The organism is Bradyrhizobium sp. U531 (genome assembly GCF_051710265.1).
In the GTDB taxonomy this organism is placed as follows: domain Bacteria; phylum Pseudomonadota; class Alphaproteobacteria; order Rhizobiales; family Xanthobacteraceae; genus Bradyrhizobium.
On sequence record NZ_JASVEN010000010.1, the window covers coordinates 255,596 to 278,468 of the forward strand.

15 protein-coding genes are annotated in these 22,873 nt (G+C 65.0%); 8 read left to right on the top strand and 7 right to left on the bottom strand.

From position 1 onward, the window contains the following. Positions 1–15: 15 nt before the first annotated feature. Together QRQ56_RS33275 and QRQ56_RS33280 are read left to right on the top strand one after the other, a co-directional pair. On the top strand, positions 16–978 hold the full coding sequence (locus tag QRQ56_RS33275; protein ID WP_438745638.1) for an amidohydrolase family protein: 963 nt from the start codon (positions 16–18) through the stop codon (positions 976–978). Between the two features lie 199 nt (positions 979–1,177). Then, a complete protein-coding gene (locus tag QRQ56_RS33280) occupies positions 1,178–1,807 on the top strand; it encodes a LysE family translocator (protein ID WP_438745671.1) in 630 nt (209 codons plus the stop codon). 10 nt (positions 1,808–1,817) lie between these two features. Here QRQ56_RS33280 and QRQ56_RS33285 read toward each other — a convergent pair whose 3' ends face one another. The 3 genes from QRQ56_RS33285 to QRQ56_RS33295 all read right to left on the bottom strand — a co-directional run bounded on the left by QRQ56_RS33285 (position 1,818) and on the right by QRQ56_RS33295 (position 7,771). Beyond that, entirely contained in the window at positions 1,818–4,934 is a 3,117-nt protein-coding gene (locus QRQ56_RS33285) for an efflux RND transporter permease subunit (RefSeq protein ID WP_438745639.1), read from the bottom strand. 37 nt (positions 4,935–4,971) lie between these two features. Continuing rightward, positions 4,972–6,213 carry an efflux RND transporter periplasmic adaptor subunit gene (locus QRQ56_RS33290; protein ID WP_438745640.1) on the bottom strand — a complete coding sequence of 414 codons (1,242 nt, stop codon included), beginning with the start codon at positions 6,211–6,213 and terminating at the stop codon, positions 4,972–4,974. Between the two features lie 145 nt (positions 6,214–6,358). Further along, complete coding sequence (locus QRQ56_RS33295; protein ID WP_438745641.1) at positions 6,359–7,771, bottom strand: CoA transferase; 1,413 nt, start codon at positions 7,769–7,771, stop codon at positions 6,359–6,361. Positions 7,772–7,839: 68 nt separating this feature from the next. Here QRQ56_RS33295 and QRQ56_RS33300 point away from each other — a divergent pair, with 68 nt between their 5' ends. Together QRQ56_RS33300 and QRQ56_RS33305 are read left to right on the top strand one after the other, a co-directional pair. Continuing rightward, positions 7,840–8,127 carry a hypothetical protein gene (locus QRQ56_RS33300; RefSeq protein ID WP_438745672.1) on the top strand — a complete coding sequence of 96 codons (288 nt, stop codon included), beginning with the start codon at positions 7,840–7,842 and terminating at the stop codon, positions 8,125–8,127. A gap of 178 nt (positions 8,128–8,305) precedes the next feature. Beyond that, on the top strand, positions 8,306–9,076 hold the full coding sequence (locus QRQ56_RS33305) for an SDR family NAD(P)-dependent oxidoreductase (protein ID WP_438745642.1): 771 nt from the start codon (positions 8,306–8,308) through the stop codon (positions 9,074–9,076). A 290-nt stretch (positions 9,077–9,366) separates the two neighbouring features. On the opposite strand, the gene QRQ56_RS33310 is transcribed toward QRQ56_RS33305, so the two are convergent. From QRQ56_RS33310 to QRQ56_RS33320, 3 genes are read right to left on the bottom strand one after another with little or no spacing between them, the layout of a single operon-like run. Continuing rightward, entirely contained in the window at positions 9,367–12,828 is a 3,462-nt protein-coding gene (locus QRQ56_RS33310) for an error-prone DNA polymerase (RefSeq protein ID WP_438745643.1), read from the bottom strand. Continuing rightward, positions 12,825–14,411, bottom strand: a complete 1,587-nt coding sequence (locus QRQ56_RS33315) for a Y-family DNA polymerase (RefSeq protein ID WP_438745644.1) — start codon at positions 14,409–14,411, stop codon at positions 12,825–12,827. Before QRQ56_RS33315 ends, QRQ56_RS33310 begins: the two co-directional genes overlap by 4 nt. Further along, complete coding sequence (locus QRQ56_RS33320) at positions 14,314–15,096, bottom strand: ImuA family protein (RefSeq protein ID WP_438745645.1); 783 nt, start codon at positions 15,094–15,096, stop codon at positions 14,314–14,316. The genes QRQ56_RS33315 and QRQ56_RS33320 overlap by 98 nt, the downstream gene beginning before the upstream one ends. A gap of 164 nt (positions 15,097–15,260) precedes the next feature. Between QRQ56_RS33320 and QRQ56_RS33325 the strand changes: the two genes are divergently transcribed. From QRQ56_RS33325 to QRQ56_RS33335, 3 genes are all read left to right on the top strand, one after another. Continuing rightward, the gene (locus QRQ56_RS33325) at positions 15,261–16,496 is read left to right on the top strand and encodes a putative DNA modification/repair radical SAM protein (RefSeq protein WP_438745646.1); all 1,236 of its coding nucleotides are present in this window, start codon (positions 15,261–15,263) and stop codon (positions 16,494–16,496) included. Continuing rightward, positions 16,496–17,935, top strand: coding sequence for a UdgX family uracil-DNA binding protein (locus QRQ56_RS33330; RefSeq protein WP_438745647.1), 1,440 nt, complete (start codon positions 16,496–16,498; stop codon positions 17,933–17,935). Before QRQ56_RS33325 ends, QRQ56_RS33330 begins: the two co-directional genes overlap by 1 nt. 98 nt (positions 17,936–18,033) lie before the next feature. Beyond that, positions 18,034–19,662, top strand: coding sequence for an inorganic phosphate transporter (locus tag QRQ56_RS33335; protein WP_438745648.1), 1,629 nt, complete (start codon positions 18,034–18,036; stop codon positions 19,660–19,662). Positions 19,663–19,855: 193 nt separating this feature from the next. Here the strand turns inward: QRQ56_RS33335 and QRQ56_RS33340 are convergent, their stop codons facing one another. Next, entirely contained in the window at positions 19,856–21,028 is a 1,173-nt protein-coding gene (locus QRQ56_RS33340) for a M20 aminoacylase family protein (RefSeq protein WP_438745649.1), read from the bottom strand. 214 nt (positions 21,029–21,242) lie between these two features. Here QRQ56_RS33340 and QRQ56_RS33345 point away from each other — a divergent pair, with 214 nt between their 5' ends. Then, positions 21,243–22,862 (top strand): GMC family oxidoreductase, encoded by a 1,620-nt coding sequence (locus QRQ56_RS33345; RefSeq protein ID WP_438745650.1) that lies wholly within the window; start codon positions 21,243–21,245, stop codon positions 22,860–22,862. Positions 22,863–22,873 lie beyond the last annotated feature (11 nt).

Here is a 22,873-nt window from a genome sequence, read left to right on the forward strand (position 1 = left end):
ATCAGGGAGAGAACCGTGCTCAACCGACGCAGTCTTCTGCTTGCCTCCCTCGCCGCCGGAGTAGCCATGACCAACAGAGCCCACGCGCGCGCGGCGCAGCCCGCGACGCCGATCAATTTCGACGTCCCGCCGCATGCCTGCGACTGCCATACCCATATCCATGGCGATCCCGAAAAGTTTCCGTTCTTCGCCGGGCGCGTCTACACGCCCGAGCTGGCCTCGCCCGAGGAAATGGCCGCCCTCCACAAGGCGCTGCATATCGAACGCGTGGTGATCGTGACGCCGAGCGTCTACGGCACCGACAATTCCTCCACCCTGTTCGGCATGAAGGCGCGCGGCGCGAATGCGCGCGGGGTCGCCGTGATCGACGACAAGACGACGGAAGCGCAGCTCGATGCGATGCATCAGGACGGCTTCCGCGGCATTCGCCTCAATCTCGCGACCGGCGGCGTCAACGATCCCAATGTCGGTCGGCCGCGCTTCACCGCGGCCGTTGAACGCATGAAGGCGCGCGGCTGGCACGTGCAGCTCTACACCACGCTTGCGATGATCTCCGCGATCAAGGATCTCGTCGAGGCCGCGCCGGTGCCGGTCGTGTTCGACCATTTCGGCGGGCTCGAAGCGGCACGCGGCCTCGAGCAGCCGGGCTTCTCCGATCTCGTCGCGCTGGTGAAGTCGGGCAAGGCCTATGTGAAGATCTCGGGAGCTTACCGGTCGTCGAAGCTCGCGCCGGATTACCAGGACATGGTGCCGTTCGCCCAAGCGCTGATCGCGGCCAATGCGGATCGCATCGTCTGGGGAACCGACTGGCCGCATCCGGATTCCAGCCGCGTCGAGGGACGCAAGGCCACCGACGTCGCACCGCTCTACCAGATCGACGACGGGCGTCTGCTCAATCAGTTGCCGGTGTGGGCGCCCGATGCCGCCGTGCGCAAGAAGATCCTCGTCGACAACCCGGCGCGGCTCTACGGCTTCTGAGTCGCGACAAGTCCGATAAGGTTCAACGCAACATGACGCGGTTGCACGCCGCGCAGTGGAACCGTTGTCGCGAAAGCACAGGCGCGTTCGATTCACACGAACGTGTTTGTGCTCGCGCCGTATCTTCAACCCTTCGGTTGAGGCAACGATTCAGTTTCATCGATACGCACGCACAGATTTCATTGGTTTGTGCGGTCGCATGTCCTTGTCGCATTATCTCGCCGCGCTTTTGTCCGGCATCGGAATCGGTTTCACCGTCGCCGCTCCCATCGGGCCCATGGGGATGTTGTGCATTCAGCGCACATTGGCGTCGGGCATGGCGACAGGGCTCGCAACCGGCTTCGGTGCAGCGACGGTGCACCTCACCTACAGCGCTTTCGCGGTCCTCGGGCTCGGCGCACTTGCGCAGCCCTGGGTCGAGGCGAATGCGGCGATGTTCGGTATCGTCTCCGCGCTGACGCTGCTGTGGTTCGCGGTTCGCACGCATCGCAACTGCGTCGTGCTGCAACAGACCGGCGAGATCGACAGGGTACGCCTGGCGCGGGCCTATCTCAGCGCAATCGCGCTCGGGTTCACCAATCCGCTGACGGTCATCCTGTTTCTGGCAGCTCTGCACGCGTTCTCCACGCAGGCAGCGGCAGCCCCGCTGATTGCGGGCGTCTTCGTCGGCTCGACTGTCTGGTGGATGATACTCAGCACCATCGTCGCGACCGCACGGTCGCGGCTGACGCCGCAGATGCTGTCATTGAGCAGCCGCTTCGCGAGCCTGTTGCTGCTGGGGCTCGGCACGATGATGCTGCTGCGGATCGCGCAACGGGCGTTGGGTTAGCGCGCGAGCCTCAGCGTGCGCGGCGCGAGAAGAAGGAGATCAGGACCGGCAGGGTCACGAGGATCACCACCGGCGCCAGCATCATGCCGGTGACGACGACGACGGCGAGCGGCTTCTGCACCTGCGAGCCGATGCCCTCCGACAGCGCGGCCGGCAGCAGGCCGACGCCGGCGACGACGCAGGTCATCAGCACCGGCCGGAGCTGCAGCTCGCCGGTGCGCACCACCGCGCTCATGCGGTCCATGCCCTCTTCGATGAGCTGGTTGAACTGCGACAGGATGATGATGCCGTCCATCACCGCGATGCCGAACAGCGCGATGAAGCCGATCGCCGCGGAGACGCTGAACGCGGTGCCGGAGATCAGCAGACCCAACACGCCGCCGAAGATCGCCATCGGGATCACGCTCATGGCGAGCAGCGTGTCGGCCATCGAGCCGAAATTGAACCAGAGCAGCACGCCGATCAGCGCCAGCGAGATCGGCACCACGATCGACAGCCGACGGATCGCGTCCTGGAGATTGCCGAATTCACCGACCCATTCCATGTGCGCGCCGGGCGGCAGCTGCACCTGCTCGGCGATCTTGTCCTGAGCCTCGCGGATCGCGCTGCCGAGGTCGCGCTCGCGCACCGAGAACTTGATCGGCAGATAGCGTTCCTGCTGCTCGCGATAGATGTAGGCCGCGCCCGAGACGAGGCTGATGGTAGCGACCTCGCTGAGGGGAATCTGCGTGACCGTGCCGTTCGGCCCGGGCGCGCCGATCCGCAAATTCTGGATCGCCTCGGCACTGCGGCGATATTCCGGCGCGAGGCGGACGATGATCGGGAAGTGACGGTCGGAGCCGGGCTCGTAGAGATCGCCGGCCGTATCGCCGCCGATCGCGACCTTGATGGTGGCGTTGATGTCACCGGGCGAGAGGCCATAGCGCGCGGCCCTGGCGCGATTGATGTCGATCTGGACGGTCGGCTGCCCGAGCGAAGTGAACACGGCAAGGTCGGTGACGCCCTGCACGGTCGACAGCACCTGCTTGATCTTGTTTGCGGTGTCGGTCAGCGCCTGGAGATCGCTGCCGAACAGCTTGATCGAGTTCTCGCCCTTCACGCCGGAGACGGCCTCGGAGACGTTGTCCTGGAGATATTGCGAGAAGTTGAACTCGACGCCGGGGAAGCGGTCGTCGAGCTGCTTGAGCAGTTGCGCGGTCAGCTCTTCCTTGTCGCGCGTGCCGGGCCATTGGCTGATCGGCTTCAGCGGCGCGAAGAACTCGGCGTTGAAGAAGCCGGCGGCGTCGGTGCCGTCGTCGGGACGGCCATGCTGCGACACCACGGACTCGACCTCGGGCCGGGCGCGGATCACCTTGCGCATCTCGTTGACGTAGGAGTTGCCCTCCTGCAGCGAGATGGTCGGCGGCAGCGTGGCGCGGATCCAGAGATTGCCCTCTTCCAATTTGGGCAGGAACTCGAGGCCGAGCAGCCGGGCGAGCGCAACCGTCATCAGCACGAGGCCGACCCCTCCGCCGAGCACGATGGCGCGATTGGCGACCGCCCATCGCAGCAAAGGCGAGTACAGGCGGTGCAGGATCTGCATGACCCTGGTCTCGGTTTCCTCGACATGCGCGGGCAGGATGATCGCGGACAATGCCGGCGTGACGGTGAACGTCGCGAGCAGCCCGCCGGCCAGCGCATAGGCATAGGTGCGGGCCATCGGCCCGAAGATGTTGCCCTCGACGCCGGACAGCGTGAACAGCGGCAGGAAGGCCGCGATGATGATCGCCGCGGCGAAGAAGATCGAGCGCGAGACGTCGGCGGCCGCGCTGAGGATGGCGTGGCTCTTCATGCCGAACAAGGTCTCGTTGGACATGTGCTCGGATTCGGACATCGGCGTCGTCTGCGTCAGGCGGCGGAAGATCGCCTCCACCATGATGACGGTGGCATCGACGATCAGGCCGAAATCGATCGCGCCGACCGACAGCAGATTGGCGGATTCCCCGCGCAGCACCAGGATGATGACGGCGAAGAACAGCGCGAACGGAATGGTGGCGCCGACGATCAGCGCGCTGCGGAGATCGCCGAGGAAGATCCATTGCAGCAGCACGATCAGGAGAATGCCGACCACCATGTTGTGCAGCACGGTGTGGGTGGTGAGCTCGATCAGATCGCCGCGGTCGTAGATGCGCTCGATGCGCACGCCGGGCGGCAGGATGCTGGAATTGTTGATGACCTGGACGAGGTGGTGGACCCGCTTGATGGTCGGCGAGCTCTGCTCGCCGCGCCGCATCAGGACGATGCCCTGCACGATGTCGTCGGCGTCGTCGAGGCCGGCGATGCCGAGGCGCGGCTTCTGGCCGACGGTGACGGTGGCGACGTCCTTGACCAGCACCGGATTGCCGCCTGTCTGCGCCACCATGGTGTTGGCGAGGTCGTCGATCGAGCGGATCAGGCCGACGCCGCGCACGACCGCCGATTGCTGGCCGATATTGACGGTGTTGCCGCCGACATTGACGTTCGAATTGCCGACCGCCTGCAGCAGTTGCGGCAGCGTCAGGCCGTTGGCGACCAGCTTGTTGAAGTCGACCTGGAGCTCATAGGTCTTGCTCTTGCCGCCCCAGCCCGTGACGTCGATGACCCCCGGCACGGCGCGGAAGCGGCGCTGCAGGATCCAGTCCTGGATGGTCTTGAGATCGAGCACGCTGTAGTTCGGCGGCCCGACGAGACGGTAGCGGAAAATCTCGCCGATCGGGCTGAGCGGCGAGATCTGCGGCTGCACGTTACCGGGCAGTGGCGCGAGCTGCGCCAGGCGGTTCAGCACCTGCTGCAACGCCTCGTCATAGGTGTAGGCAAAGGAGAACTGGATTTTGACGTCGGAGAGACCGTAGAGCGAGATGGTGCGGATGGTCGTGATGTTCTTCAGGCCCGCGACCTGGGTCTCGATCGGGATCGTGATGTAGCGCTCGATCTCTTCCGCAGACAGACCCGGGCTCTGGGTCACGATGTCGACCATCGGCGGGGTCGGATCGGGATAGGCTTCGATGTTGAGCTGGTTGAACGCGATCAGGCCGCCGATCAGCACGGCGACGAACATCCCAACCATCAGAAAGCGCCGGTTGACGGCAAGGGCGACGAGACGATCCATTCAAGCTTCGATTTGTCTTGAGTTCTTGGGTCGTCGATCAGCTACCGGACGCCGCGCGGTCGATGAACAGGCTGCCCTTGACGACGATCTGCTCGCCGGGTCTGAGATTGCTGGTGACCTCGACGAGGTTACCGTTGATGAGGCCGATCTTGATCTCGCGCAGCTCGACCGACTTGTCGTCGCGCGCGACCCAGATGCGGACCTTGTCGGCTTCATAGATCAAGGACTGCTTCGGCACGGCCGGCGCGGCGCGGTCGCCGGCCGAATAGATCGTGACGTTGGCGAACATTTCCGGCTTGAGCAGGCCGTCCTTGTTGTCGATGGTGGCGCGCACCAGCAGGCGGCGCGTGGTGGGGTCGATCGCGGCGGCGACGTAGTTGATCTTGGCCGTCAACGGCCGGCCCGGCAGCGCCATCACGTTGACGGTGATGTCCTGGCCGATGCACACCGCGGCGGCGTCGCTCTCGCGCACGAAGGCGGTGAGCCAGACGGTGGAGAGGTCGCCGATCACGAAGACCGGATCGCTCGCACCGGAATTGACGTACTGGCCGGGGCCGATCTTGCGCTGCACGACAGTGCCGGAGATCGGCGAATAGATCGTGACTTCCGGATTGATGGCGCCCTTGTCCTGGAACGCCTTGATGGTCTCGTCGGTGAAGCCGAGGATGCGCAGCTTGTTGCGTGCGGCTTCGAGCGCGGTTCCGGAGGAACGCATGTCGTTGCGCGCCTGAACCTGGGTCGCCTCGGCCTGCTGATAATCCTTCAGCGGGATGGCGTGGCCCTCATAGAGGTCCTTGGCGCGCTTGAATTGGATGTCGGAGAGCTCGAGCGCCGACTTCGCCTTGTTCTGCGAGGTCATCGCCGCGATGAAATCGTTCTGGGCCTGCACCGTGTCGGCGGCTTCGATTGTGAACAGCGGTTGACCTTGCTTCAGCATCTCGCCCGGCTTGGCCAGCAGCTTGGTGACGCGGCCGGCATAGGGCGAGAACACCGGGGTCGAACGGTCCTCGTCGACGGCGACCTTGCCTTCGGTGACGTATTCGGCGCGGAAGGCCTTGGCCTTGACCGGCTCGATCGTCAGCGTGGCCCATTCGGACGCTGTCGGCGTGAAATTCTGCGCGTTACGGCGCGACTGGCTGGAAATCTCGGAGTGCTTCTTGTCCTTGGCCCCCGAACCGAAGAATCCGTAAGCACCGCCGGCAAGAGCTAGTAAAACTACGGATGTGATCATCCGTTGTTTCGTAAACACCTGCAATCGCTTGGTATTTTCAACTACCATGGAGCCCGGTCGTGTCTGCGACGATCTCGGCAGGTCCCTGCCTTATCGGTTGCGCTAATAGTGCTGAATTGGGATTTCAAACAACCTAAAAAGTGCGGATTGGCTTTCGGTTTGCGTTAAAATATTGCGATGCGTCAGCTTCACGTCAGCTTCGCGACGGCCACTGAGCCGGATGACTGCCGAGCGGCATCGCCGGACGAAGCCAATGCGCCGGTGTCGCCGACAGCACCGCAGAATGGCGAACTGCCTTCAACACGCCGAACCCAGATGGCATGCGCTCGATGAACGCAGCATGTACGGCTTCTCCCGTAAGATCCGGGATAGTCAGTCCGCCGTCCAGCCGGCCGAGATTCCACAGCCAGCGCCCTGTCTGCGCCAGCGACACGCGCACGTGCCAGCTGCCGCCTTCGCGGGCCTGGCGCATCTTCGCCATCATCGCGCCGAACGCCATCAGATAGCCGGTGGCATGGTCGAGCATCTGCGCCGGCAATTCCTTCGGGCCGTCAGTGCCGGCGGCCTTGCCTTCCGCATGGTTGAAACCGGTCGTGGTCTGCACCAGGGAATCGAAGCCGCGCCGCTCCGCCCAGGGACCGGTGTGGCCATAGGCCGACAGCGTGACGTAGACGATGCCGGGATTGATGCGCGCGGCGTCCTCCGGCGAGAAGCCGAGGGCGGCCAGCGCACGCGGACGATAGCCTTGCGAGAAGATGTCGGCGTCTTCCAATAGCCCGCGCAATTGCGCCCTGCCCGCCTCGCTCTTCAACTCGATGAAGCTGGTGAGCTTGCCCCGGCCGGTGTCGATGGTGAGCCAGTCAATGGCGGGCAGTTCCGGCCCCGACACCAGCAGCACGTCGGCGCCGTGCGCAGCGAGCGTGCGGCCGGCGACGGGACCTGCGATGACGCGGGAGAGATCGAGCACGCGAAGGCCTGCGAGCGGACGATCGCTTTTCGTGTCTCCTTGCGGCCACGGCTTCGGCGCGGCCTCGCCGATCTTCTCGATCGAGATCAGCGGCAATTGCGCGAGCGCGTGCGCCTGCGGAAGCACCGACCATTCGTCGTAAGAGCGCATCAGGGCGACGACTCCGCCCGCCGCATAGGCCGCGGTTTCAAAATCTTCGCCCTTCCATTGCATCAGCGCCGCCTGCACCTTGTCGCGCTCGGGCTCGCAAGCCAGCACGCTGCAGACGGCGGCGCGATGGTGCGGGAAGTTGGTGTGACAGCGGACGAAGCGGCCATCGCCGGTGCGGTAGACGCCGGCAATGGCGTCCCAGGCCGGCGGCGGCGGCTTGTCGTCGAGACGCAAATAGCGTTCGGAGCGGCACTCGGCGACAGCATGGCGCATATCGACGGAAACGTCTTGCACCTGCCCGCTGCGCAGCCGCCAGATCTCGGCGGCGGCGAGGCCCGCGGCGGCGATGCTCGTCTGTCCGGCGACGGCGACACGGAACGAGGACGGAATCTGCGGCTCATCGCCGGTCAGCCGCACGCGTTCGAGCGCAGCCCGATCGCCGCCGGCGGAGGTCCAGATGCCTTCGAGAATATCGGCGGGGCTTTGCATGGCCGCTTCTCTCCCTCGTCGTTTGCTGTACTTTTCTCGACCATGTCATGATCGCAGAAAGGAATGCAATGGTCGCCATCGATCCCCTCACCGCCGGTGCCGTGTTCATCGCAACGGCCGCCACCGACGCCGTCTACGTCATGTTCACCTCGGCCGTGATCGCGCGACGACGCGTGCCGGCGGCGAACTGGAGTGCGATCTGGTACCTGCTCTCCTCCTATGCCGTGATCAGCTACACTGAGAACGCCTTCTATGTCGCTTTCGCCGCGATCGGCTCCTGGGCTGGCGCCTATGCTTCGCTGACCTTCCTGCACCGCCCGCCCGGCGGCCCGCCGGTGGGAGCTGCGCCGGAGTGAGGGCGGCCCCGCGTCCCTCCACGTCATTGCGAGGAGCCTTTGCGACGAAGCAATCCAGACAGTTTCCGCAGATGCATTTCTGGATTGCTTCGCTGCGCTCGCAATGACGATGTGGAGGCTTCTGCAGGTCACCTGAAACAGTTACACTCATTGCACCAACAAAAAAGGAAAACCAGCAATGGATCTCGGTCTCAAAGGAAAGAACGCCATCGTGCTCGGCGGCACGCGCGGCATCGGGCGGGCGATCGCGGCAACGCTGGCCGGAGAAGGTGCCAATGTCGCGGTGTGCGCGCGTAATGCCGATCAGGTCGCGGCCACCGTCGCTGAACTGAAGGCGGGCGGCATCAAGGCGACCGGCGGCGCGGTCGACGTCACCGACGGCGCGGCGTTGAAGTCCTGGATCGAGGGCGCCGCCAAGGGGCTCGGCGGCGTCGACATGCTGTTCTCCAATGCCGGCGCGATGGCGCAGGGCCACGATCCCGCATCGTGGGAGCAGAACTTCCGGCTCGACGTGCTCGGCGCGGTGCATGCGTTCGACGCGGCGCGGCCGTTCCTCGAAGCGAGCGGCGCTGGAAGCGGCGACGCCGCCTTCGTGATCATCGCGTCGATCTCGGCGGCGCAAGCCGACACCGCCAGCTCCTACGGTCCGATCAAGGCGTCGCTGATCCACATGGCCAAGGGACTGGCGCGGCAATATGCCAGGAAGAAGATCCGCGTGAACGTCGTCTCGCCCGGCACCGTCTATTTCAAGGGCGGCGTCTGGGAGATGATCGAGCAGAACATGCCCGACCGCTACAACGACGCGATGAAGCGCAATCCCACCGGCCGCATGGCAACGCCGCAAGACATCGCGAGCGCAGCAGTGTTCCTGGCAAGCCCGGTGTCGGGGTTCACGACGGGGTCCAATCTCGTCGTGGACGGCGCGATCTCGAACCGGGTGAATTTCTGAGGGGGCTGGCTTGCCGGGCTCTCTCCTCCGTCATGGCCGGGCTTGACCCGGCCATCCACGCACTGCTGCGCTCGTGGAAAGACGTGGATGCCCGGGTCAAGCCCGGGCATGACGACCGAGGGTGAGGCGCGCGATCGCTTCGACAAACTCGTCATTGCGAGCGCAGCGAAGCAATCCAGGCTGCTTCCGAGAAGGGATTCTGGATTGCTTTGCGGAGCCTGTCATCGGGCCGCGCTTCGCGCGGACCCATTGGCTCGCAATGACGGTGTAGAGGCATCCCTCGCCACCCCTCAATGAAAATCCCGCGACGGCGGCAGGATGCGGACGTTGCGGGGGTGGCGGATTTTCTGCGCGGGCATGTCCGTGAGCGCGCGGGGATCTTCGTTGAGCGGCTCGACCAATGTGGCGCCTGCGGGCACCGGGTGCTTGCGGCTGAGCGCGTCGTTGGCAAGCCCGACCAGATCGTGCGAGCGGTCGATCATGCGCTGGGCGATCAGGTGCGTGACCTTTTCGGGACTGCTCTGGATATAGCCCTGGACCTCGATGAGACGCGCACCCATGACTTCCTTCCGGTACTGCTCCATGACCTTGGGCCAGACCACGACATTGGCGATGCCGGTTTCGTCCTCCAGGGTCATGAACACGACGCCGCTGGCGCTGCCCGGCCGCTGCCGGACCAGCACCACGCCGGCGCAGCGGACGCGCCGCCGCTCATTCTCATGGCTGATCTCCCTGCAGGCGACGATGCGCTCGCGCGACAACATCTCGCGCAAGAATTCCATGGGATGGCCCTTCAGCGAGAGCCGGATGGTCTGGTAGTCCGCGACGACCTGCTCGGGAAGCGGCATCTCGGGCAAGGGCATCGCGTGCTCGTCCGGCTGCTCGCGCGCGGTCGCCGCCTCGAACAGCGGCAGCGGCACGTCGTCAGGCAGCCGCCGCACCTGCCACAGCGCCTCGCGGCGATCGAGCCCGAGCGAGCGGAACGCATCGGCATCAGCGAGCAGGATCAGCGCGCGCTTGGGCAGACCGGTGTCGCGGGCGAAATCCTCGAGCGAGGTGAAGGGACGACGATTGCGGGCGGCGACGATGCGATCGGCCCAGTCTACTTTCTCGTCATTCCGGGGCGCGCCATTTGGCGCGAGCCCGGAATCCATCGAGCCGCGAATACGTGGAGAAATGGATTCCGGGCTCGCGCTGCGCGCGCCCCGGAATGACAGCTGAGAGTGCTTCAACCGCTCCTCATCCTCATCCAGCCAATGAAATCCGTCGATCTGGCGGAAGCCCAGACGCACCGCGCAATATTTTTTGTCAGTATTCTCCAGCGTGTTCTGCGCAAAGCTGTAGGACACGTCGATGTCGCGCACCTCGACGCCGTTCTTGCGGGCATCGCCGACGATCTGCGCCGGGGCGTAAAAGCCCATCGGCTGCGAATTCAGGAGGCCGCAGCAGAAGGCGTCGGGGTGATGATATTTCAGCCATGACGAGATGTAGACGAGCTGCGCAAAGCTTGCGGCATGACTCTCCGGGAAGCCATAGGAGCCAAAACCCTTGATCTGGTCGAAACAGCTTCTGGCGAAATTGGCATCGTAGCCGCGCGCGACCATGTTTCCGATCAGCTTCTCCTCGTATTGGCCGATGGTGCCGACATTGCGGAAGGTCGCCATCGAACGGCGCAGGCCGTTGGCTTCTTCGGAGGTGAACTTTGCCGCCTCGATCGCGATGCGCATCGCCTGCTCCTGGAATAGCGGCACGCCCTTGGTCTTGTGCAGCACCTTGTAGAGCTCGTCCGCAGGGCCGTGCTCGGGTGCTGGCGAGGGATAGGTCACCTTCTCCAGACCGTTTCGCCGGCGCAAGTAAGGATGCACCATGTCGCCCTGGATCGGTCCTGGCCGCACGATCGCGACTTCGATGACGAGATCGTAGAACGTCCGCGGCTTCAGGCGCGGCAGCATGTTCATCTGCGCGCGGCTCTCGACCTGGAAAACGCCGAGCGACTCCCCCCGCTGCAGCATTTGATAGACTTCGTCGTCATCCTCCCCCTTGATGTCCGCCAGCACATAGCGCTTGCCCTTGTGCAGATCGATCAAGTCGAAACACTTCCGGATGCAGGTCAGCATGCCCAGCGCGAGCACGTCGACCTTCATCATGCTGAGCGCATCGACATCATCCTTGTCCCATTCGATGAAGGTGCGGTCGTCCATCGCGGCATTGCCGATGGGGACATAGGTGTCGAGCCGGTCCTGGGTCAGCACATAGCCGCCGACATGCTGGGAGAGATGGCGCGGGAATTCGATCAGCTCGGTCGCAAGCTCGACCGCGAGGTTGATCATGGGATTTTTGGGATCGAGACCGGCCTGCCGGACCTGCATGTCGTTGAGGCCCTTGCCCCAGCTGCCCCAAACGGTGTCGGCGAGCGCGGCAGTGACGTCCTCGGTCAGGCCCAGCGCCTTGCCGACGTCGCGGATGGCGCTGCGCGGACGATAATGGATGACGGTGGCGATGATCGCGGCACGGTGGCGACCGTAGCGGCGATAGACATATTGCATCACCTCCTCGCGCCGCGAATGCTCGAAATCGACATCGATGTCGGGCGGCTCCAACCGCTCCTTGGAGATGAAGCGCTCGAACAAGAGGTCGACCTTGGTCGGATCGACCGAGGTGATGCCGAGCACGTAGCACACGGCCGAATTCGCCGCCGAGCCGCGGCCCTGGCACAAAATGTTCTGGCTGCGCGCGTAGTGGACGATGTCATGCACGGTGAGGAAGTAGTGCGCGTATTTCAGCTCGGCGATCAGCGCGAGCTCTTTCTTCAGCGTTGCGCGCAGCTTGTCGCCGATATTCTCGATGCCGCCGAAATATTTGTCGACGCCCGCCCAGGTCAGATCCTCCAGATGCCCTTGCGCGGTCTTGCCTGGCGGCACCGGCTCATCAGGATATTGGTATTTGAGCTGGTCGAGCGTGAACTCGATCTTCTCGGCAAAGCGCATCGTCTCCCTGATCGCATCGGGAAAATCGCGGAACAGCCGCGCCATCTCTCGCGGCGTCTTCAAGAAGCGCTCGGCATTGGCTTCCAGCCTCCGCCCGACCGCCTCGATCGTGGTCTTTTCCCGGATGCAGGTCAGCACGTCCTGGAGCGGACGGCGGCCGGGATCGTGATAGAGCACCTCGTTGGTCGCGAGCAGCGGCACTTTTGCCTTGGCGGCGAGATCGTCGAGCCGTGCCAGGCGACGGCGGTCGTCACCGCGATAGATCAGGCTTGCCGCCAGCCATACGCCCCCGGCGCGGCTCGCCTTGAGCCTTGCAAGGAGATCCAGCACCTGCCCGGCGTCGAAACGATGCGGCAGCGTTGGGATCAGGAGCTGGCCTTCCGAGAATTCGAGAAGGTCGGCGAACCTGAGATGACACTCGCCCTTCTCGATCCGCGTGATGTCATCGCCGCGCTTGCCCCGGGTCAGGAGCTGGCACAGCCGGCCATAAGCCGCACGATCACGCGGATACACGAAGATATCGGGCGTGCCGTCGACGAAGACGATGCGGGCGCCGATCAGCAGTTTCGGCTTATGCAGCACCTTGTCATTGCCAAGCTCATTCCAGGCCCGCACCACGCCGGCGAGCGTGTTGTGATCGGCGATGCCGATCGCGGCAATGCCGAGCTTGCTCGCCTGATGCACATAGGCGCGCGGATCCGAGCCGCCGCGCAGGAAGGAGAAATTGGTGGTGATGCCGATCTCGGCATAGCCAGGCGTATTCATGCGAAGAGACCGTGCACATACCAATTGGGCGGCGCGGGCTTGCCGTCGGCGTCGAACACCTCGCCTTCGTAGAGACCGTCGCGAAAGATCCAGAAGCGCAGACCCTCGGCATCCTCGATGCGGAAATAATCCCGCGTCAGCTGCTTGCCGTCCTGCCGCCACCATTCCATCGCGATGCGCTCGGGTCCTTCCACCCGCACCACCGCATGTTTTGCGCGCCGCCAGGTGAATTGATGCGGCGGGCCATCGGGCACGGTCGCGAACGGCACGGTGACCGGTTCCGGCTTGTCGAACAGCCGCAAGGGGCGCAGCGGCGGCTCGCTCTCGGCACGTGCAGGCCATTCGGCCTGCATGGCGGCGGCGAGATGATGCTGCGCCGGCGCGGCCAGCACCGCCTGCTCGGGGATATGGGTGTCCTCAGGCAGATGCACGACGACGCGTTTTCCCCCGATGCGCGCGGCGATGCGGTCGATCAGCGCGGAGAGTTCGTCATTGTCGTGGACATGGGCGTCGAGATCGCGTTGCTCCTGCACCACGATCTCGGTGCGGCTCGCCGACAGCCGCACCATGTCGAAGCCGAAGCCGGGATCGAGGGGATCGGCGAGCGCATCGAGCCGCTCGCGGAACAGACGGTCGATCACCGCGCTGCGCGTCACGGGACGTCCGGTCTCGACCACGATCGCGCGCACCGCGCCGTCGGTGCGGAAGAACGCGGCTTCGAGGCGCCGCGCGCCCTTGCCCTGCTTCTCCATGGAGGCGATCAGCGTGCCCGCCAGCCGCGACAGCGTCATCGCGATCATGGTGTCGGTCGCGATCGGTTCGGCGAAGCGCTTCTCGACGATGTAATCGGGCAGCGGCTTGCGCGGGCTGATCGGCGCATCGCCCTGGCCCAGCGCATGCGCGAGCAACGTGGAGAACCGGGCGCCGAACCGCGCCGTGATCTCGCTCGGCGAGCGCGCGGCGACGTCACCGATGGTCTTGAGGCCGGCGCGGCGCAGGCCGGTGGTGACGGCCTCGTCCGCACCGAGCGCGGATACCGGAAACCGGTCGATCGCCGCCGCCTCGCCGCCATCGGCAACGATGCTGCCGGAGGCCTGCCGCGTCAGCGTGCGCGCGCAGACCGAGGTGCCGGCGATCGCTGCACCCACGGCAAAGCCCTGGCGCGCGAGCGCGCGGACCAGCGTCTGCAGCAGCGCCGCCTCACCGCCGAACAGATGCGCGCAGCCGGTGATATCCAGGAACAGCCCGTGCGGCGGATCGAGCGCCACCAACGGCGTGAAGCGGTCGCACCAGTCGGCGATGTCGCTGAGCGTCCTGGCATCGGCCACGGTATCGGCGTCGAACACACGCAAGTCCGGGCACATTGCCCGCGCATTGGCCAGGGGCTGGCCGATATACAGGCCGAGACGTTCGGCGGCCTCGTCCAGCGCATGGATCACCAGCGCATTGTTGTCCTTGATGACGACGATGCTCGGTTCATTAGTCTTATCCAACGCGTTGAAGAACCGCTGGATCCGGTCGATAGGCAGGCGCGGCAGCCACAGGCTGAGAATACGTCGACGGTTCACTGAACTGGCACTCATCACAATTCCATTCCATGATCCACCGGCCGCATTGGCCGTGACGATTACGCAAGAGCTCGGCATCGAAGCGCGGCGCGCCCCAGGCGTCCCATGCTGCGCCAGGCGGCGAATGCGCCGCGCGCAGCATCCATCGCGTCTCCGCGGTCGAGGGCAGCGGCTGTGCCGCCATCCGCAGCATCAGCCCGGTGACGCCGGACGATTGCGCGGCCAGCGTCAGCTTGCGGCTCGCCACGAGATCGAACTGCCTGACATCGCCCCAAAGCTCGAGCACGACGGCGCCGAGCGCGTCGCAGGCCAGCGCATCGGCCGAGCTGCGTAGCGCGCTCTCGACATCGGCGGCGCGCACCATCACCAGGCGGCGCGGATCGAGGCCGAGCTCGGCGAGCCCGCTCATCGACAGCGCGCCGGCTTCCAGTTCCGAAAAATCCTGCCGCACCCACAGCAGCGGCCGCTGCGCCGAGACCCGCCCCGCCAGACCCATGACGAAACCCGTCGCGGCCGTGCCCTGGCGCCCTTCGCAAAACACCTCGTGGATCGCCGCGCGCGCGAGCCCGCCTTTCAGCACGGCGTCGGCCTCGCTGTGGCCGAGCGCGACGCGATGGTGCGGATGCACGACCGCCGCCGTCTCGATGCGCTCGATCTGGCCGCGCAAGGTCGCAAGCGCGCTGATGCGTGCGCCGCTCATGCTCGCCGCTCCTTCGAAAGGTGAGTGCCGAAATTCCTGGAAATAAGAACCTGCGGCTGGCTCATTTGTTCATGATATGTTCTAATATAAAGCTAACGCCGGCCGGTGAGTCAATCGAATTGCGGCTCATCCGGATTCGTCAGCTGAATCAAAGGGATTCCGGGATGGACGTACAACGCAAGCTGGAAATTCTGGCGGATGCCGCCAAGTACGACGCCTCGTGCGCCTCCAGCGGCACCGAGAAGCGGGATTCCAGCGACCGCAAGGGCATGGGCTCGACCGCGCCCGGCATGGGCATCTGCCATTCCTACGCGCCGGACGGGCGCTGCATCTCGCTGCTCAAGGTGCTGCTGACCAACGCCTGCAATTACGACTGCCTCTATTGCGTCAACCGCGCCTCCTCCAACGTGCCGCGCGCCCGCTTCACCGTCGACGAGGTGGTCAAGCTGACGCTCGATTTCTACAGGCGCAATTACATCGAGGGCCTGTTCCTCTCCTCCGGCATCATCCGCAGCCCCGACTACACCATGGAGCAGGTCGTGAGTGTCGCGCGAAAACTGCGCGAGGAGCATCACTTCCGCGGCTACATCCACCTCAAGACCATTCCCGAGGCCGACGACGCGCTGATCGCGGAGGCCGGCAAATATGCCGACCGTCTCTCCATCAACATCGAGATGCCCGAGGAAACGAGCCTGCAGCAATTCGCGCCCGAGAAGGACGTCCGCGCGATCCGTCGCACCATGGGCCGGCTGCGGCTGAAGCTCGACGAAGCCGAGGAGAACCGGGTAGCGAAGACCAAGGCGAGGCCGCAGCGCTTTGCGCCCGCAGGCCAGAGCACGCAGATGATCGTCGGCGCAGATAGCGCCTCCGATCACACCATTCTCCACACCAGTTCAAATCTCTACGGCTCATACAAGTTGAGGCGCGTCTATTACTCCGCCTTCAGCCCGATCCCGGACGCCAGCCGCGCCTTGCCTCTGGTGCAGCCGCCCTTGCAGCGCGAGCACCGGCTCTACCAGGCGGACTGGCTGATGCGGTTCTACGGCTTCGACGTTGCGGAGATCGTCGACGACAACGCCATGCTGCCGCTCGACATCGACCCGAAGCTCGCCTGGGCGCTACGCCACCGCGACCGCTTCCCGCTCGACGTCAACCGCGCCAGCCGCGAGGAGCTGCTGCGCGTGCCGGGCTTCGGCACCAAGGCCGTGGAGCGCATCATCGCAACGCGGCGCACCACCACGATCCGCCTCTCCGACCTGGCGCGGCTGCATGTGCCCAGGCACAAGGCGCTGCCGTTCATCGTCCTCAGCGATCACCGCCCATCCCCGCATCGCCTCGATGCGGCCGGGCTGATCGAACGCTTCAAGCCGAAAGCAACGCAATTGGGATTTGGCTTCTGATGCCCTACATCACCCTCGACACCGAAACCGATTTCGACGGCTGGCGCAAAGCCGCGCGGTCGCTCGTGCTGCGTCACGTCGAACCGCGCGAGGTCACATGGGCCGTGCATGGCGGCGAAGCCGATCTGTTCGCGCCGTCAGCACCGTCTCCGATCCTCGAGGTCAATGACGGCACTTTCAATGTCTCGGCGAAATTCGTCGATCTCGCCAGGGCCGCGATCCTGCATCGCGATCCCGAACGCTTTGCGATTCTCTATCGCCTGCTCTGGCGCCTGAAGGACAATCACGACCTCATCGACGTCGCGACCGATGCCGATGTCGCGCAGGTCGTTGCGATGGCGCGCGCGGTCCATCGCGACGAGCACAAGATGCACGCCTTCGTCCGCTTCCGCGAGATCGGCCGCGAGCGCGCCGCGCATTACGTCGCCTGGTTCGAGCCGGAGCATCACATCGTCGAGCTCGCAGCCCCGTTCTTCGCCAAGCGCTTTGCCGACATGCCCTGGTCGATCCTGACGCCGGACCTCTGCGCGCATTGGGACGGCCATGCGCTGTCGTTCACGCCGGGCGTCAGCAAGAGCGAGGCACCAAGCGAAGACCGGCTGGAGGAAACCTGGCGGCGCTATTACGCCAGCATCTTCAATCCGGCTCGCCTCAAGGTGAAGGCGATGCAGGCCGAGATGCCGAAGAAATACTGGAGGAACCTGCCCGAGGCTTCGATCATTAAGCCGTTGATCGAAGACGCCGAGCGCATGACCGGCGCCATGATCGCCAATGCCGCGACCGATCCGCACAAGCCTCAGAAGCGGCCGGAGGCCCCGATGACACGCAAGACTGCCGCCAACGATCTCGAGGCGCTCCGCGAGGAGGCCGCGCATTGCCGCGCCTGCCCGCTCTACAAGGACGCAACCCAGACCGTGTTCGGCGAGGGCCCGAAGAATGCAACCATCATGCTGGTCGGCGAGCAGCCCGGCGACAAGGAAGATCTCGCCGGCCATCCCTTCGTCGGCCCGGCCGGCCAGATGTTGGACCGCGCGCTGGAGGAAGCCGGCGTCGATCGCCAGAAGGTCTATGTCACCAACGCCGTGAAGCACTTCAAATTCGTGCCGCGCGGCAAGATCCGCCTGCACCAGAAACCGGCAACGCCGGAGATCCGGGCGTGCCGGCAGTGGTATGAGCGGGAAGTCGCGGCGATCCAGCCCGATCTGATCGTGGCGATGGGGGCGACCGCGGCGCAAAGCGTGTTTGGCAAGATCACCCCTGTCGGCAAGACCCGCGGCCGGCTCATCGACCTCGACGGACGCAAGGTGCTGGTGACCGTGCATCCCTCCTATCTGCTGCGGCTGCCCGATCCGGAAGCCAAAGTGCTGGAATATCGGCGCTTTGTCGAAGATCTGAAGATCGCCGCCGGCCTGCAGAGAAAAGCCGCGCGCGCCGCCTGAATAGTGGTGGGAAAACGGCCTTCAACCGCCGCTTGTCATCCAGCCTTCAAATCCATCGCGGACAATGCCCCGAGCTGCAAGTAAAGGGGCGTCCAGACATGACCGATGTTGCATTCGACCGCGCGGTAGCCGATCCCGCGCCAGTCCAGCCGGCCTCGCGGCCGAATCTCGACAAGGGCTTCAATCCGCTGACGATGATCCTGTTCTTCGGCATCCTCGCCGCGGGCCTGCTGTTCGTCGCCTACAGCATCTATGCCGACGTCAATGCGACCGGCACGAAGGTGACGACCTATGTGCCCTACATCCTGCTGCTCGTTGCGCTGCTGATCGCGCTCGGCTTCGAATTCGTCAACGGCTTCCACGACACCGCCAATGCGGTGGCGACCGTGATCTACACCCATTCGCTGCCGGCCGAAGTCGCCGTGATGTGGTCCGGCTTCTTCAACTTCCTCGGCGTGCTGATGTCCTCCGGCGCGGTCGCCTTCGGCATCGTCTCGCTGCTGCCGGTCGAGTTGATCCTCCAGGTCGGCTCCAGCGCCGGCTTCGCCATGGTGTTCGCGCTCTTGATCGCCGCGATCCTGTGGAATCTCGGCACCTGGTTCTTCGGCCTGCCCGCCTCCTCCTCGCACACGCTGATCGGCTCGATCATCGGCGTCGGCATCGCCAACGCCGTCATGCGCGGCCGCGACGGCACCTCGGGCGTGGACTGGAGCAAGGCCACCGAGATCGGCTATGCGCTGCTGCTGTCGCCGCTGGTCGGCTTCGCCTGCGCCGCCGCGCTGCTGCTCGTGCTCAAATTCGTCGTGCGCAACCCGGCCCTGTACGCTGCGCCCGAAGGCAACAAGGCCCCGCCGCTCTGGATACGCGGCCTCCTGATCGCGACCTGCACCGGCGTCAGCTTCGCGCACGGCTCCAATGACGGCCAGAAGGGCATGGGCCTGATCATGCTGATCCTGATCGGCACCGTGCCGACCGCCTACGCGCTCAACCGCGCGCTGCCGGACTCCCAGGTGGTCCAGTTCCAGAAGACCTCGGATGCCGCGTCCAAGGTGATCGCGGCGAAAGGCGCCGGCCACAGCATCATCGGCGATCCCCGCCCCGCCGTGACGCAGTACATCGCGCTGCATCAGATCAACGAGGGCACCTATCCCTCGCTCGCCGTGCTGGTGAAGGATGTCGGTGACCAAGTCGCCAAATACGGCACGCTGAACAAGGTGCCCGCCGAATCCGTCGGCAACACCCGCAACGACATGTACATGACCTCCGAAGCGATCCGTTTCCTGATGAAGGACAAGGAGAACGATCTCAGCAAGGAGGATGTCGCGACCCTGAACGCCTACAAGGGCTCGCTCGATGCCGCCACCAAGTTCATCCCGACCTGGGTGAAGATCGCGGTGGCCATCGCACTCGGCCTCGGCACCATGATCGGCTGGAAGCGCATCGTCGTCACCGTCGGCGAGAAGATCGGCAAGACCCACCTCACCTACGCACAGGGCGCTTCCGCCGAGCTCGTGGCCGCCGCCACGATCGGCGCGGCCGACGTGTTCGGCCTGCCGGTCTCCACCACCCACGTGCTGTCGTCCGGCGTCGCCGGCACCATGGCCGCGAACGGCTCGGGCCTGCAATGGTCCACCATCCGCAACCTGCTGATGGCGTGGGTGCTGACGCTGCCCTGCGCGATCGCGTTGTCGGCCACGCTCTACGTGATCTTCTCGCGGATATTCTGAAGATCTCTCCACTCCCTCTCCCCGTTCTTACGGGGAGAGGGCAATTGCTTTTTTGAACATTCAGCGGACGTCGTCATGCCCGGGCTTGTCCCGGGCATCCACGTTCTCGGTGCTGCGTGGAAAGGCGTGGATGGCCGGGACAAGCCCGGCCATGACGCTGCGGTTACTGGCGGTGCCCCACCACGCTTCATTCCTACGACGCCGCGAGCTGCTCCTCGACCAGCTTCACCCAGTACGACGTACCGTAAACAATCGCCTTGTCGTCGAAATTATAGGCGGGGTGATGCAGGCCGGCGCTGTCGCCGTTGCCGCAGAAGATGAAGGCGCCGGGGCGCGCTTCCAGCATATAGGCGAAATCCTCGCCGCCCATCAGCGGCGGCATCTCGTGCACGTTAGCATCGCCCGCGACCTGCCTGGCGATACGACGCGCCACCTCGGTCTCCGCGGCGTGGTTGTTCACGACGGGGTAGTTGCGTTGATAGCGCAAGTCGATCTTGGCGCCGGTGATCTGCGCGACGCCCGCCACCACTTCGTGCACGCGCTTCTCGACCAGCTTGCGCACCTCGGGCGAGAGCGTGCGAATGGTGCCCTTCAGCGTCGCCGTCTGCGGAATGACGTTGCGGGCGTTGCCGGCGTGGAATTCGCAGATCGAGATCACCGCCGACTCCAGCGGATCGACGCTGCGCGCGACGATCGACTGCAGCGCCGTGATCACCTGCGCGCCGACCAGCACGGAATCGATGCATTTGTGCGGACGCGCGGCATGACCGCCGACGCCTTCGATATTGATGTCGACCTCGTCGGTCGCCGCCATGATCGGGCCCGGCCGGATCGCGAACGAACCGATCGGGATCCCGGGGCCGTTGTGCATGCCGTAGACCTGCTCGATGCCGAAGCGCTCCATCAGGCCGTCCTTGACCATGGCCGCGCCGCCGGCGCCGCCTTCCTCGGCGGGCTGGAAGATCACGATCGCATCGCCGGCGAAGTTGCGGGTTTCGGCGAGGTAACGGGCTGCTCCCAGCAGCATCGCGGTGTGGCCGTCATGGCCGCAGGCGTGCATCTTGCCGGGGGTCTTGGAGGCATAAGGCAGGTTGGTCTGCTCCTCGACCGGCAGCGCGTCCATGTCGGCGCGCAGGCCGATCACCTTGAGCCCGTCACCGGCCGGCTTGTTGCCCTTGATCACGCCGACCACGCCGGTCTGGCCAAGGCCGGTCACGACATCGTCGCAGCCGAACTCGCGCAGCCGGTCGGCCACGAATGCTGCAGTGCGATGAACATCGTACAGCAGCTCCGGATGCTCATGGATGTCCCGGCGCCAGGCCTGAATATCGGGTTGGAGGTCGGCGACGCGGTTCACGATGGGCATGGAGGGTCTCGATCTCTGTTGAAAAGACAGCACTGTCTAACATGCAAGCAGCAGTCCACCCAACTGCCTGAGGGTCCGGGGTAGCTCTGTCCTCTCGTCATGGCCGGGCTCGTCTCCAACTTGTCTTGGCCATCCACGTCTGCCTATTAGGACAGAAAGCGCGTGGATGCCCGGGACACGCCCGGGCATGACGCCTGTTTTGGGTGGAAGCAGAATGCCGAGACGGCTCGAAGGTGAGTTTGACTACATTGTCGTCGGAGCCGGCACGGCCGGCTGCATCGTCGCCAACCGGCTCTCGGCCGTGCCTGGGAATCGCGTGCTCGTCCTCGAAGCCGGCGGCGACGACAACTGGATCTGGTTCCACATCCCCGTCGGCTACCTCTTCGCGATCGGCAATCCGCGCTCGGACTGGATGTTCAAGACCGAGGCCGAGCCGGGCCTGAACGGCCGCGCGCTGTCCTATCCCCGCGGCAAGGTGATCGGCGGCTGCTCGGCAATCAATGCCATGATCTCGATGCGCGGCCAGGCCGCCGATTACGATCATTGGCGTCAGCTCGGCATGACCGGCTGGGGTTATGACGACGTGCTGCCGGCGTTCAAAAAACTCGAAGACCATTTCCTCGGCGCCAGCGAGCATCACGGCGCTGGCGGCGGCTGGCGCATCGAGGCGCCGCGGCTGTCTTGGGACATTCTCGATGCCGTCGGCGATGCCGCGGAAGAAATGGGCGTCAAGCGCATCCCGGATTTCAACACCGGCGACAACGAAGGCACTAGCTATTTCCACGTCAACCAGAAGCGCGGTCGACGCTGGTCGTCGGCGCGCGGCTTCCTCAAGCCGGCGCTGAACCGCCCCAATCTGCGGCTCGAGAAGAATGTGCTGGTCGATCGCCTCGTCATCGAGCAAGGCCGCATCGCGGGCGTGCGCTTCATCCAGAACGGCGAGATGATCGAGGCCCGGGCAAAACGCGAGGTGGTGCTCTCGGCCGGCTCCATCGGCTCGGTGCAGGTGCTGCATCGCTCCGGCATCGGCCCCGCCGACTGGCTGTCGCCGCTCGGCATCGACATCGTCATGGACAAGCCCGGTGTGGGTCGCAACCTGCAGGACCATCTGCAGCAGCGCGCGATCTACAAAGTCGAGGGCGTGCGTACGCTGAACGAGACCTACTACAATCTGTTCCGCCGCGGCCTGATGGGGCTCGACTACGCCTTCCGCCGTCGCGGCCCTCTCACCATGGCGCCGTCGCAGCTCGGCATCTTCACGCGCTCCGACGCGACGCGCGCGAGGGCGAACATCCAGTTCCACGTGCAGCCGCTGTCGCTCGACAAGTTCGGCGATCCCTTGCACCGCTTCCCCGCCATCACCGTCAGCGCCTGCAATCTGCAGCCGACCTCGCGCGGCACCGTGCGGCTGCGCGCGGCGAGCCCTGACGAGAAGCCGATCATCGCGCCGAATTACCTCTCGACCGACGACGACCGCCAGGTCGGTGCCGACGCGATCCGCACCACCCGCCGCCTGATGCAGCAGAAGGCGCTGGCAAAATATCGCCCGAGCGAATACCTGCCCGGCCCCACCGTCGGCGACGACGATACCTCGCTTGCGAAAGCCGCCGGCGACATCGGCACCACCATCTTCCATCCCGTCGGCACGGCGAAGATGGGCGCCGTCAGCGATCCCATGGCAGTGGTGGACGAACGCCTGCGCTTCTACGGCCTCGATGGCCTGCGCATCGTCGATGCCTCGATCATGCCGACCATCACCTCGGGCAATACCAACACGCCGACCGCGATGATCGCCGAGAAGGGCGCGACGATGATCCTGGAGGATGCGAAGTAGCATCGCGTCTT

Bases quoted from the DNA above. Each gene is read 5' to 3' on its own strand.
- QRQ56_RS33345 (WP_438745650.1), top strand. From the start codon at position 21,243: ATGCCGAGACGGCTCGAAGGTGAGTTTGACTACATTGTCGTCGGAGCC.
- QRQ56_RS33305 (WP_438745642.1), top strand. From the start codon at position 8,306: ATGGATCTCGGTCTCAAAGGAAAGAACGCCATCGTGCTCGGCGGCACG.
- QRQ56_RS33280 (WP_438745671.1), top strand. From the start codon at position 1,178: ATGTCCTTGTCGCATTATCTCGCCGCGCTTTTGTCCGGCATCGGAATC.
- QRQ56_RS33290 (WP_438745640.1), bottom strand. From the start codon at position 6,213: ATGGTAGTTGAAAATACCAAGCGATTGCAGGTGTTTACGAAACAACGG.
- QRQ56_RS33340 (WP_438745649.1), bottom strand. From the start codon at position 21,028: ATGCCCATCGTGAACCGCGTCGCCGACCTCCAACCCGATATTCAGGCC.
- QRQ56_RS33285 (WP_438745639.1), bottom strand. From the start codon at position 4,934: ATGGATCGTCTCGTCGCCCTTGCCGTCAACCGGCGCTTTCTGATGGTT.
- QRQ56_RS33320 (WP_438745645.1), bottom strand. From the start codon at position 15,096: ATGAGCGGCGCACGCATCAGCGCGCTTGCGACCTTGCGCGGCCAGATC.
- QRQ56_RS33325 (WP_438745646.1), top strand. From the start codon at position 15,261: ATGGACGTACAACGCAAGCTGGAAATTCTGGCGGATGCCGCCAAGTAC.
- QRQ56_RS33330 (WP_438745647.1), top strand. From the start codon at position 16,496: ATGCCCTACATCACCCTCGACACCGAAACCGATTTCGACGGCTGGCGC.
- QRQ56_RS33310 (WP_438745643.1), bottom strand. From the start codon at position 12,828: ATGAATACGCCTGGCTATGCCGAGATCGGCATCACCACCAATTTCTCC.
- QRQ56_RS33300 (WP_438745672.1), top strand. From the start codon at position 7,840: ATGGTCGCCATCGATCCCCTCACCGCCGGTGCCGTGTTCATCGCAACG.
- QRQ56_RS33335 (WP_438745648.1), top strand. From the start codon at position 18,034: ATGACCGATGTTGCATTCGACCGCGCGGTAGCCGATCCCGCGCCAGTC.
- QRQ56_RS33315 (WP_438745644.1), bottom strand. From the start codon at position 14,411: ATGAGTGCCAGTTCAGTGAACCGTCGACGTATTCTCAGCCTGTGGCTG.
- QRQ56_RS33295 (WP_438745641.1), bottom strand. From the start codon at position 7,771: ATGCAAAGCCCCGCCGATATTCTCGAAGGCATCTGGACCTCCGCCGGC.